The following is a 12,038-nucleotide window of genomic DNA, read 5'->3' on the forward strand; positions in this document are numbered from 1 at the left end:
ATTTTAGTAACTTTTACTTATTTTTTTCTTTGATTTGTAAAAATTGTAAAGCAGATTTTACTGCTTGCATATAACTTTGTAAGTTTATTTTTTCATTTTTATAAGCCCTATCATAAGCTGTTCCATGATCAACACTAGTTCGAATTATGGGTAAATTTAAACTCGCATTAATGCTTTTATCAAAATATAAAGCTTTTAAAGGTGCTAAAGCTAAATCATGATACATACTGACTAAATACTTGCATTTACTTAATGCAAAAGGAGTAAAAGCACTATCGGCCACTAAAGGCTCACTTAAAAAAATATTTTCCTTATAAGAAAACTCTTTTTCTTTTTGACTTAAAAAATATTCATTTTCTAAATTTTGTAAATTTAATGCATGATCTTTTAAAAATACATTTGCCATTCTTATGGCCTTTTTTATTTCTTGCTCTTCCTCTCCACCTATTACGCCATTATCGCTTGCATGAGGATTAAAACCCAAAACTCCAATTTTTTCAAATAAAGTGCATTGATAAAAATTAATTAAAAATTTCGCAAGCTTAAAAGCCTTAATCTCTTTATAAACATCTCTTAAAGGCATATGTTCAGTATATAAAGCCACAAAAAGCTCATCACACCCTAACATCATAATAGCATCTTGTTTGAAAAAATCTCTTAGTGCTTCAGTATGACCTTTATAGCTCACTCCCCCCATTTGCCAAGTTTTTTTATTAATCGGTAAAGTTACTAAAGCATCTAAAAATAAATGCGTGCAATAACTAGCTCCTTCAAAACTTAAAAAAGAATAAACTCCACTTTTAGCGTCTAAATTTGCAGGATTTAACTCAAAATCAAAATCAATAATTTTATTAGCTTGATATGAAAACTCATAAATTAAAAAATTTTCTTTTTCTTCTTTAAAGGTAAACTGTGGTTTTAAAGCATTAGAAATTTCAACTAAATTGATTTTAGATTTAGGATTTATTTTCAAAAGCTTACTTGCTTTTTGAAATAATTCATAATGTACAAAATAATATGGCTCACAAATTTTTACTAGCTCATCATGACAAGATAATAAAATTTGCATACCTATACCATTTAAATCTCCTATGCTAATAGCAATTTTTTTCATCTTTTAATCAAAGCTTTCATTTGCAATATAGCTTTTTCTAAGCCTACAAAAACCGATCTTGCTACTATGCTTTGACCTATATTTAACTCTTCTATTTCTAAAATATCCACAATATTTTTTACATTTTTATAATTAAGCCCATGACCAGCTGCCACTCTTAAATTTAAACCCTTAGCCAAACTCGCACTTTGTTTTAATCTTTGGAGTTCATTTTCTAAAAGCTTTTTGAGTTCATTTTTACTTAAAATTAATTCAGGCAATGCATAAGAAGTTTGATTGATATTGGTATATAATGCATTATAAATATTAGCATACAATCCTGTATGAAGCTCTATAAAATCAGCATTTAAAGAAGATGATTTATTAATATCTTCTAAATTTGGATCAATAAATAAAGAAACTTCGATTTGCTCTTGTTTTAAAGCATTAATGGCTTCTTGTAATTTTTCATTGTCTAAATTTAAACCACCTTCTGTTGTAAGCTCTTGTCTTTTTTCAGGTACTAAAGTAACGCGCGAGGGTTTGTATTTTAAAGCATATTCTATCATATCAATAGAGCATTCTAAATTCACTACACACTTGCAGTATTTTAAGATATTTTCTAAATCAAACTCATTAGCATGACGACGATCTTCTCTTACATGGATAGTGATTTGATCAGCTAAATTTGCACTCAAAATAGCAGCTTCAAGTAAATCAGGATCATTTACTTTTCTAGCTTCTCTTAAAACTGCTATATGATCGATATTAACCCCTAAAAGCATAAGTTTTCCTTATAAGTTTTTTGCTATTATACTTTAAATTTTTTAAGGAGAGCTAGTGCTAGGTATTGATATGGGTTCAAATACATTAAGAGCTGTTTTGATGGATGAGAATTTTAATAAATTAAAAAGCGAAGAATTTATCATAGGAGCAGCTAAAAATATGCAAAATGACACCATTAGTGATGAAGCTATAGAAAGAATTTTTAGCGCTTTGAAAATCTTAAAAGAAAAAAATTATAACTTAAGTCAAGCTAAAGCAGTCGCCACAGCTGCTTTTAGAAAAGCAAAAAATACTAAGCTTATTTTTGAAAAAATTCAAAAAGAATTTAAACTTGATATAAAATTAATCGATGCAAAAACCGAAGCAAAACTAAGCGTTTTAGGTATGCAAGAGCGTCTTAAAGCTCTTAAACTTTTTAGAAAAGACTTAAGTTATTGTGATTTGGGCGGTGCTTCTTGTGAAATTTCAAATGATAAATTTAGCAAAAGTTATGATTTTGGAATCATTAGTTTTTATGAAAGAATGCATTTTAAAGCCATAAAACCAAGTGTTTATGTAAGATTTTTTAAAAAATATCCACAAAATCTTGTGCGTATTAAAGATGAAAAATTAAAAATTCATCTAAGCCCCTACCCTGCGCATTTAAAGCAACTTGCCTTAAAAGCTTTTAATCTTAGTAAAGATATAAAATTAAAAGGAAATTTTTTCATACTAAATTCAGGAGTACCTACCACACTTTGTGCTTATAAACAAAACATAAAATACAAAGACTACCTAGAAGAAAGTGTAAATGGTAAAATACTCAAACGCAAAGATTTTTTTGATTTTGCATTAAAAATTTGGAATTTAGAACAAGAAAAAGCTAAAATTTATCTTGGAGAAAATAGAAAAAAATACCTCATAGCAGGCTCAATGATACTTTTTGCTTTATTTAATAAGCAAAAGCTCATTGTGATTGATGATGGTGTTAGAGAAGGTGTGTGTATAGCACATTTTAAAAATATCAAATTTTAAAGGAGAAAAAATGAGTTTAAAAGATCAAATTTTAGAAGACATTAAAGAAGCTATGCGTAATAAAGATGATTTTAAAAGAAACACTTTAAGAACGCTTAATGCTAGCTTTAAACAAATAGAAGTTGATGAGAGAATCACACTTAATAATGAAAGAATATACAAAATCATTGCGAGTGAGATTAAAAAACGAAATGAAGCTGCACTTGCTTTTAGCAAAGGTTCTAGAGAAGATTTAGCACAAAAGGAACTCCAAGAAGTAGCTATTTTAAGTGCTTATTTACCAAAACAACTTAGCGATGAGGAATTAGAAAGTGAGCTAAAAAAACTTATAGATAAATTACAAATTAGCTCTTTAAAAGAACAAGGTATTTTGATGAAAGAAGCTAAAGTAGCTTTTGGCGCAAGCGTTGATGGTAAAAGACTTAATGAAATGGTAAGAAAGCTTTTAGCATGAAAAAAGTTTTAACACTTTGCGCCTTAGCTTTAAGCTCTTTTGCTTATACTCAATATGAATTGCATCCTAGCTTCAAAGCTTATTTTAAAGACTGCTCTTTATTGATGGATAAATATTATTATATTAATTGTTATGATTATAATTACAAAGGCACTAAGGCAATTGCTTATAAACTAGAAGCTAAAATTTTAAATCAAGGGCACATCAAAAAACGCCCAAAATTTAAAGATGATACCAATATTCCTAAAAAGTATAGAACTTATTGGGAGGATTATCTAAGAAGTGGTTATACAAGAGGGCATGTTGTACCAAATCAATCCATGAATGCAACCCCACAAGCCCAACTTAGCACTTTTTTAATGAGCAATATCACTCCGCAAAAAAAAGATATTAATGCAGAAATTTGGAATGAAATCGAACAAAGAGAAAGATATTTAGCAAAGAAAAATAAAGAATTGGAAGTCTTAAATTTAGTACTTTATGATGATAAGCCAAAACGCATTAAAAACAACATAGCCATTCCTAGTTTTTATATCAAAATTCTTAAGGCTAAAAATTTCACTGAATGTTATAAAGTGCCAAATAATGATAATTTTGCAAGATTTGATAGAAATTATTTTAAGGAAGATTGTAAAAAATATATTGATTAAACTAGAAGCAACAAGGCTTCTAGTTTAGTTTTTACTCAACTTCAGCATCGATTACATCATCGTCTTTTTTCTTTTGAGCATTTGGTTCTTCTTTTTTATACATATTTTCTGCTAATTTATGAGAAACTTCACTTAAAGCTTTCATTTTGCCCTCGATTTCTTCTTTAGAAGCATTAGCATTTTTCAATGTCTCTTTTAACTCATCTAAAGCTTTTTGAATATTTGCTTTATCATCATCGCCTACTTTATCTCCAAGCTCACTTAAAGATTTTTCTACTTGATGTACCAAACTATCAGCAGCATTTCTAGCTTCTACTGCCTCTTTGCGTTTTCTATCTTCTTCTTTGTGAAGCTCTGCATCTTTTACCATATTATTGATTTCTTCTTCACTTAATCCACTTGAACCTGTGATTTTAATCTCTTGAGCCTTACCTGTAGCTTTATCTTTTGCACTAACTGTTAAAATACCATTTGCATCAATATCAAAAGTTACTTCAATTTGTGGCATACCACGAGGTGCTGGTGGAATTCCTTCAAGATTGAAATTTCCTAAAGATTTATTATCACGGCTAAATTCTCTCTCACCTTGTAAAACATTGATAGTAACTGCGCTTTGATTATCTTCAGCAGTTGAGAAAACTTGCTCTTTTTTAGTTGGTATAGTTGTACCTTTTTCGATGATTTTAGTCATCACACCACCTAAAGTTTCAATACCTAAAGAAAGCGGAGTAACATCAAGCAATAATACATCTTTAACATCACCTTTAATAACCGCACCTTGAATTGCCGCACCTATTGCAACAACTTCATCAGGATTTACTGATTTATTAAGCTCTTTTCCAAAGGCTTTTTTAACTTCTTCTTGTACTAGTGGAACACGAGTAGAACCACCCACCATAACAATTTCTTTTACTTCACTTTTATCAAGCCCTGCATCTTTTACTACTTCATTAATTTTGCTAATAGTTTCAGCAACTAAACCATCAATCATACTTTCAAATTTAGCTCTTGTTAGAGTTTTAGTTAAGTGTTTTGGGCCACTTGCATCAGCTGTGATAAATGGTAAATTAATATTAGTTTCATTAGCTGAACTCAATTCTTTTTTAGCATTTTCAGCTGCTTCTTTTAACCTTTGTAAAGCCATTACATCGTTTTTAAGATCAATACCTGTTTCATCTTTAAACTCATTTGCTAAAAAGTCGATTAATTTATTATCAAAATCATCACCGCCTAAAAATGCATTACCGCCTGTTGCTAAAACTTCTACAACATTATCACCTGTTTCAAGCACAGTAACATCAAATGTACCACCACCTAAATCATAAACTACAATTTTTTCACTTTCTTTTTTATCAAGTCCGTAAGCTAAAGCTGCTGCAGTTGGTTCGTTGATAATTCTTAATACATTCAACCCTGCAATTTGTCCTGCTTCTTTTGTAGCTTTTCTTTGTGCATCATTAAAATACGCTGGAACAGTAATAACCGCATCTTCTACTTTCTCGCCCAAGAAAGCTTCTGCATCTTCTTTTAATTTCATTAAAACTTTCGCTGAAATTTCTTGTGGAGTATAAATTTTACCTGCTATTTCAATCGCACAAGCTCCATTTCTTTCTGTGATATGATAAGGTAAGCGATTTTTAGCTTCTTTTGCTGCCTCTTCATTGATCATTAAACCCATAATTCTTTTTATAGAATAAATAGTTTTTTCAGGATTAGTCACAGCTTGACGCTTAGCGCTATCTCCAACTAAAACTTCACCTTTATCTGTAAAAGCAACTACCGAAGGAGTAGTATTTTTACCTTCTTTATTTGGGATAACTTTACTCTCACCTCTTTCATACACACTCACACAAGAATTTGTTGTACCTAAATCTATACCTATAACTTTTGCCATTTTTAATCCTTTTTATTAAATTTTATTTTGCAACACTAACTTTTGCTGATCTAATTACTCTATCATTCATCATATAGCCCTTTTGTAAAAGTTGGACAATATGATTGCTTTCATGATCAGCGCTTTCAACATGAAACATCGCTTCATGTAAATTTGGATCAAACTCACCATTTGCTTCTATAACTTTAACCATATGTTTTTCAAGTTTTTTCAAAAGCAAGTCTAAAGTGTTTTGAACCCCTTCTTTTATTTTCAAACTTAATTCATCATTAGCTTCTACATTAATAGCCGCCTCTAATGCATCAACTACATCAAGCAAATCTTTAGCAAAACTTTCATTTGCATAAATTGTTGCTGAAATTTTTTCTTTTTCCATTCTTTTTTTGATATTTTCAAATTCAGCATTTGCTCTTAAATAAGTATCTTTTAACTCATTATACTCTGCTTGAAGTTTTTCTAATTCATTGTTTTGATTTTCTGAATTTTCCACTGCTTCTTCTTGCATTTGCTCATTTTGCTTTTCTTCGCTCACGCAGCCTCCTTTATAATATTTAACATTGTTTTAAAATCAGAATACACACTACCGGCAAAAACCACATTAGATTCTTTGCCTAAAAATGTACTCTTAAGCTTTAATCCCATAAAACCCTCTTCAAATAAAGGATCAAATTGCAATTTATCGTTAAAATAAAATCCAATTTGAGGAGATAAAAGCTTAGCAAATTCATCATTTTGATAAATTTGATAAGCTTTACTCTCATTATATCTATAATAAACCATAGCTTCTTTTAGCATAGTTATTTTTTCCAATAACTCTTTAAACTCAACTCTAAAAGCTAAATTTTCAATACTTTTTAGATCAAGCCCTATAAGTCTTTGTAAGAAAACCAGACTATCTTGGTTAAATCTTAAAACCAACTCATTTTGTCCAAAATCAAGTATGATAAATTTATCATTAACCTTGGTAATATCTTGCAAAATAAGCTCATCGCCACCATAAACTAAAGTATAAATTTCAAACTTATCAAGCAAAAACTCCAACAATGCAAGATCGTTAATCACAATCTCATCTTCGCAAAGTTGCTCATACCAATAAGCCTTCATAGCACTAAAAGTTGGTATGCGACCACTGCTAATATGAAGTTGCGTTAATACACCTTCATCACTTAATTTTTTAAAATAAACTCTTATGGTAGAAGCAGGTATGCTAACTTTATGATTTAACTCATTAGAACCCACAGGGTTATTACCCTCTAGATAGGTTTCAATGATAGTTTTTAAAATTAAATCTTTTTTACTATAAGACTTCACTATAAAACCTTAAATTTTTTATTTTAGCACTCAATGTTTTTAAGTGACAAGATAATTATACAACTTTAGTATAATAATGTCAAGTTATTTTTAAATAAAAATATTTAAAATTATTTAGTCTATATAACTAAAGTTTATTTAGCCATTTATATATAATATATAAAAACTTATTTTTCAGTTTTTTTAAAAGAAAAGATAATATAATTGCGTCTAGCAATATTTTTTAAAAGGTTTATAATAATGAAAAATCTTACTTTAAGAGAAAAGCAAGATCTTGAAGCTTATGTGTTTTCCAATATAGAAAGAAAAAAAATGGCTTTAAGTAGAATTTTAAAGTTATATTATTTAAGATTTTTTAGATTAGTTTTTTAATTTATATTTTCTCATACCCTCTTTTGTAAAAGATAAGTCTTTAAAATCAGGGGATGAGATTAACTCCATACAAGTTTTATCTAAATTTTCCATTCCACTTACTTGCATACTAGCTTGCAAATTTTCATCTAAATATAAATCAAAAATTACACAAGCTTGATTATTGACCTTGTAGAGAATTTTTCCACCTTTTTTCTCATCTAGTTCATACGCTTGTAATTTATCATTTTTACTCATTTTTTTAATTTCATTTGCAAAAGATTGATGTAAGGTATAATAAATCATAAAATCGCGCATAATATTTTTAATATCAGCAATTTCTTTTCTTAGTTTTGATAAATCTTTAGTGTATAAACTTATAAATTGCGTATTTAAGTATTCATTTAGACTTTTTTCGTTTAATTTTTCACACAATGGATAAATTTTAACCACGAAAGCCTTATCTTTAGCAAGTACTATATCCACACAAGCTTGCTTGTTTTGTTTGTATTCTAAAAATAAAGCTTGACTAGAGCTTAAATTTAGCGTGTTTTGTTTATTATAAGCAAAATCACTTAAATCTTCATAGATATTTGCATAAGAAAAAATTCCTATAAAAAGCAATAATAAATTTTTCATTCAAATAAATCTTTATGATGAATTTTTAAGTACTCCACTACTTCTAAGATCTCATCAACTCCTTCTTTTTGGGTATTTTGACAAACTTCATCAATACAATCAATATAAACTCCAATTGCTTTTTCTAATTTTGCTCTTTTTACCCCAGCAAACAAGAGCATTGCTTCTAAAACTATGCTTAATTCATATTGTAAATTTTCTATTTCTTCTTTAAAATCATGATTTGTTTTCATTATTTTCCTTTAATTCTTTGCTTTTAATTAAATCTACAAATTGTGCTTTTATGAAATCATAGTTAGAGCTATCTTTATACGCAGCAAACAATCCACCGCTAGCATTTTTATGCCCTCCCCCATTAACCAAACTTTTAGCCATCAAACTCACATCGATTTTATTATTTGCTCTAAAACTTAAGGTTTTTCTCGAACTAAGATCAACAAAAAAATCAAAATCAGGATTTTGCATTAAAAAATCATTTCCAATTACGGAAGTATTGCCTATATTTGAAGTTAATAAACCTTTACTTCCTTTATAAAATACACTAAATTTTTCTTTATTTACACTTAGTCTTTCTACCACAAATTTTGAAATTAAATTGCTTAAGGTATCATCATTTTCTTTTTTAAAAAAAGATTTTTTTAAGCCATGCAAATCATCATCTAAATTAATATGAGCATTTTTTTGATGAATGTATTTTCTACAAACATCAAAAAGATAAAAAAGATATTTGATATTTTCTTGTGCAAACATTACCCTATTGATTTCTTTTGCTCCAGAAACCATACCAAGCAGTACTTTTCCAAGTTCAAAATTCTCATCTTCACTCAACCAAATATCTACTGCATTTACCACATCCACAAATTCTGACAAAGCCTTATTTTCACCATAACATTTACTAAAAAAATCATAAACAATCTTAGTAGCACATCTTTTATCATCTAAAAAATACCAAGGATATTTTTGCATACATTCTAAGCCACTTTGATGATGATCTAAAAGTAAAAGTTTGATTTTTTTGCCTTCTATGGCTTTTTGAAAATCTTCACATTGACTTAATGTTAAATTTAAATCCGTGATTAAAATCACAAATTCTTCATTAGGATTTTGCTTTAAATCTTCCTCTATATTTTTAAAAATCACATTAAAATTTTCATTAATCTCTTTACCATAATTAGAATTATAAAAATAACAATTCTTAAAATAAAAATCTAACACATACTGACAAGCATAGCCATCTAAATCCGTATGTGAAAGATGATAAATTTTCATATTTTTCCTTTATAAATTATCAACTTTTATGATACCTTCTGTTTCAAACTTGGTATTTTCTGCAATCTCAGCAAAACTTAAGACCGTAATATTAATACCAAAATTAGAACAAATATCAGCAATGAATTTTCTAAGTTGCGGCTCAACACAAAGCAAGAAAGGCTTAATTCTTGTATTTGCCACACTTGCAAGTTCAGCTTTTAAAGCTTCTACTAAAGCACCAGTTTGAGCTACATTTATCATTAAATGATACGAACCATCTTTAAACTGCACATGCTCCATTAATTTTGCAGCCGCAGCAGCATCAAAAATATAAAAGCTAATTTGCCCTTTTTCATCCACATATAAATTTGTAATTGCTCTTGCTAAAGAAGCCCTTACATGCTCAATAATCATATCCAAACTCTTGCTTACTTCAGCTATATCACTAATTGATTCTAAAATTGTAAGCATATCTTTAATAGGAATATGCTCTTTAAGTAAAGCTTTTAAAACTTTTTGAATTAAACCTATACTAGCAACCCTTAAACAATCATCTACCACGATAGGATAATCATTTTTGATTTTATCTAATAAATTTTGCACTTCTTGTTTAGTCAAAAGCTCTGAAGCATTAGCTTTTATAAGCTCACTCATATGGGTTGAAATCACACTTGCTGGATCAATTACAATATAACCATTCAGCGTTGCCTCATCTTTTAAGGATGATTCTATCCACAAAGCATCAGAATTAAAAGCAGGTTCTTTAGTAGCTATACCTTCGATAGGTTCAGTGATAAAACCACTATCCATAGCTAGATATTTATCGGGATAAATTTCAGCACTAGCTATACCCACACCTTTGAGTTTAAAAGTATATTCATTTGGTTTTAATTGCAAATTATCTCTAATTCTAATTTTTGGCATTAAAAAACCTAAACTTTGAGCTATATTGCGTCTTGTTGATCTAATGCGCTCTGTTAATTCACTTTCTGCTAGTTTGATAAGTCCATAACCTAATTCTAATTCTAAAATTTCTAATTTTAAAATATCTGTGATTTTATTTTCTTCTTCTTTTAAGATTTCTTCTTCGCTGCGTTTTTGAGGTTTAGCTTGTTCTTCTTCATGGGTTTCTTGAGACTTTTTAGCTGAAATTGCATTGATTTGAATTTTACCTTCTTGCACTTGCTTTATCATATAACCAAGTCCTAAAAACACCAAAGCCATAAAGCCCAAAGAAAAATGTGGTAAGCCTGGCACTAAAGCAAATATAAATAAAACAAAGCCCACAATTAATAAAGTTTTGTATTCCCCTAAAAGCTGATTGATAGAACCTTCAGCAAAATTATCCTCATCTTTACTAGCACGCGTGATGATAATTGCAGTTGCCGTTGAAGTTATAAGTCCAGGAATTTGAGAAACAAGTCCATCGCCTATTGTTAATATAGTATAAGTTGAAGCACATTCTCCAAGCTCCATATCATGCTGAAAATAACCTATCATAAACCCACCAATTAAATTTACAATGGTGATAATAATCCCAGCAACAGCATCCCCTTTTATAAATTTAGAAGAACCATCCATTGCTCCATAAAAATTTGCTTCAGCTATGATTTCTTGGCGTCTTGCGCGTGCAGTTTTTTCATCAATCAAACCTGCATTTAAATCCGCATCAATAGCCATTTGCTTACCTGGCATTGCATCAAGGGTAAATCTTGCTTGAACTTCAGAAACCCTTGTACTACCTTTAGTTACAACCATAAAATTGATTAAAACTAAAATACAAAAAACAACCATACCTATAACATAATTTCCACCAACAACAAATTCACCAAAACTTGCCACTATATCACTAACAGCAGCTGGACCTTGATGACCCTCGCTTAAAATCATACGCGTTGTAGCTATGTTAAGTGAAAGTCTAAAAAGCGTAATAATTAAAATCATAGTTGGAAAAGTTGTTAAATCTGTAGGTTTTGGTATATATAAAGAAATTAAAATAATTAAAACTGAAATTGCTATACTTAAAGCAAGAAAAAAATCTAAAACTATACTTGGTAAAGGTACTATAATAATAGCTAAAATTGCAATAATTACAGCTACTATAGTTAGACTCTTTGCCCTTAAAATAGGTGCAACAAGTGGAGCAATCCAAGGCAATACTAAGCTAAAAATATCCCTTTTAGCCATTATTTTGAATAATATCCTCTAGAGTAATAGAAACTAAAAAATCATCTATCTTATTTTGAAGCTTCACCAACACAGGCATAATTTTACAATTTTCTTCTTTTTGCGAAGGACAAATTCCATTACTGCACTCAAATACATTGATAGATTTTTTCTCTACACTATTAATAATTTCTTTTAAAGTGTATTCACTTGGCTTTTTAACAAGCATAAATCCACCTTTAGCACCCTTATAAGATTTCAAAAGTGCGTCTTTGGCAAGTGCTTGTAAAATTTTTGCTAAAAAACTTTTTGGTATATCTAAAACACTTGACATAGTATCTACATCTTGTGGTTCTTGGGATTTTGCTATATGAATTAAAGACAATAAAGCATATTCGCTAGCTTTGGTAAATAACACTTTTTTCCTTT

Annotated in this window: 14 protein-coding genes; 4 read left to right on the forward strand and 10 right to left on the reverse strand. The window is 29.2% G+C overall.

Annotated features, from left to right (window positions below; all coding sequences use genetic code 11):
* Positions 1-13 precede the first annotated feature (13 nt).
* Together pdxA and L8Y18_RS00425 are read right to left on the reverse strand one after the other, a co-directional pair.
* Positions 14-1,114, reverse strand: coding sequence for a 4-hydroxythreonine-4-phosphate dehydrogenase (pdxA, locus tag L8Y18_RS00420; protein ID WP_263676057.1), 1,101 nt, complete (start codon positions 1,112-1,114; stop codon positions 14-16).
* Positions 1,111-1,878, reverse strand: coding sequence for a pyridoxine 5'-phosphate synthase (locus L8Y18_RS00425; RefSeq protein WP_263659101.1), 768 nt, complete (start codon positions 1,876-1,878; stop codon positions 1,111-1,113). The genes pdxA and L8Y18_RS00425 overlap by 4 nt, the downstream gene beginning before the upstream one ends.
* A 55-nt stretch (positions 1,879-1,933) precedes the next feature.
* Between L8Y18_RS00425 and L8Y18_RS00430 the strand changes: the two genes are divergently transcribed.
* Genes L8Y18_RS00430 through L8Y18_RS00440 form a run of 3 tightly spaced genes read left to right on the forward strand, consistent with a single transcriptional unit; the run spans position 1,934 to position 3,997 of the window.
* Positions 1,934-2,893: a Ppx/GppA family phosphatase gene (locus L8Y18_RS00430; protein ID WP_133318803.1), complete on the forward strand. Its 960-nt coding sequence runs from the start codon at positions 1,934-1,936 to the stop codon at positions 2,891-2,893.
* A gap of 10 nt (positions 2,894-2,903) precedes the next feature.
* A complete protein-coding gene (locus tag L8Y18_RS00435; protein WP_263676058.1) occupies positions 2,904-3,347 on the forward strand; it encodes a GatB/YqeY domain-containing protein in 444 nt (147 codons plus the stop codon).
* Positions 3,344-3,997, forward strand: coding sequence for a DNA/RNA non-specific endonuclease (locus tag L8Y18_RS00440; protein WP_263660078.1), 654 nt, complete (start codon positions 3,344-3,346; stop codon positions 3,995-3,997). Before L8Y18_RS00435 ends, L8Y18_RS00440 begins: the two co-directional genes overlap by 4 nt.
* A 31-nt stretch (positions 3,998-4,028) precedes the next feature.
* Here L8Y18_RS00440 and dnaK read toward each other — a convergent pair whose 3' ends face one another.
* Genes dnaK through L8Y18_RS00455 form a run of 3 tightly spaced genes read right to left on the reverse strand, consistent with a single transcriptional unit; the run spans position 4,029 to position 7,202 of the window.
* Positions 4,029-5,891 carry a molecular chaperone DnaK gene (dnaK, locus tag L8Y18_RS00445; protein WP_114640400.1) on the reverse strand — a complete coding sequence of 621 codons (1,863 nt, stop codon included), beginning with the start codon at positions 5,889-5,891 and terminating at the stop codon, positions 4,029-4,031.
* A gap of 22 nt (positions 5,892-5,913) precedes the next feature.
* Entirely contained in the window at positions 5,914-6,423 is a 510-nt protein-coding gene (gene grpE / locus L8Y18_RS00450; RefSeq protein ID WP_087685043.1) for a nucleotide exchange factor GrpE, read from the reverse strand.
* Positions 6,420-7,202, reverse strand: coding sequence for an HrcA family transcriptional regulator (locus L8Y18_RS00455; RefSeq protein ID WP_263664424.1), 783 nt, complete (start codon positions 7,200-7,202; stop codon positions 6,420-6,422). The genes grpE and L8Y18_RS00455 overlap by 4 nt, the downstream gene beginning before the upstream one ends.
* A gap of 240 nt (positions 7,203-7,442) precedes the next feature.
* Here L8Y18_RS00455 and L8Y18_RS00460 point away from each other — a divergent pair, with 240 nt between their 5' ends.
* Positions 7,443-7,574 (forward strand): hypothetical protein, encoded by a 132-nt coding sequence (locus L8Y18_RS00460; protein WP_256374638.1) that lies wholly within the window; start codon positions 7,443-7,445, stop codon positions 7,572-7,574.
* On the opposite strand, the gene L8Y18_RS00465 is transcribed toward L8Y18_RS00460, so the two are convergent.
* From L8Y18_RS00465 to L8Y18_RS00485, 5 genes are read right to left on the reverse strand one after another with little or no spacing between them, the layout of a single operon-like run.
* Positions 7,563-8,192, reverse strand: a complete 630-nt coding sequence (locus L8Y18_RS00465; RefSeq protein ID WP_263666174.1) for a hypothetical protein — start codon at positions 8,190-8,192, stop codon at positions 7,563-7,565. The genes L8Y18_RS00460 and L8Y18_RS00465 overlap by 12 nt on opposite strands.
* On the reverse strand, positions 8,189-8,425 hold the full coding sequence (locus tag L8Y18_RS00470) for a hypothetical protein (RefSeq protein WP_133318798.1): 237 nt from the start codon (positions 8,423-8,425) through the stop codon (positions 8,189-8,191). The genes L8Y18_RS00465 and L8Y18_RS00470 overlap by 4 nt, the downstream gene beginning before the upstream one ends.
* Positions 8,409-9,461, reverse strand: coding sequence for a DHH family phosphoesterase (locus L8Y18_RS00475; RefSeq protein WP_039618500.1), 1,053 nt, complete (start codon positions 9,459-9,461; stop codon positions 8,409-8,411). The genes L8Y18_RS00470 and L8Y18_RS00475 overlap by 17 nt, the downstream gene beginning before the upstream one ends.
* 9 nt (positions 9,462-9,470) lie before the next feature.
* Positions 9,471-11,630 (reverse strand): flagellar biosynthesis protein FlhA, encoded by a 2,160-nt coding sequence (flhA, locus tag L8Y18_RS00480; RefSeq protein WP_263673133.1) that lies wholly within the window; start codon positions 11,628-11,630, stop codon positions 9,471-9,473.
* Positions 11,623-12,027, reverse strand: coding sequence for an Rrf2 family transcriptional regulator (locus tag L8Y18_RS00485; protein WP_220567238.1), 405 nt, complete (start codon positions 12,025-12,027; stop codon positions 11,623-11,625). The genes flhA and L8Y18_RS00485 overlap by 8 nt, the downstream gene beginning before the upstream one ends.
* Between the last annotated feature and the right edge of the window lie 11 nt (positions 12,028-12,038).

This window comes from Campylobacter sp. CNRCH_2007_0968H, from assembly GCF_025773245.1.
GTDB classification, from domain to species: domain Bacteria; phylum Campylobacterota; class Campylobacteria; order Campylobacterales; family Campylobacteraceae; genus Campylobacter_D; species Campylobacter_D lari_D.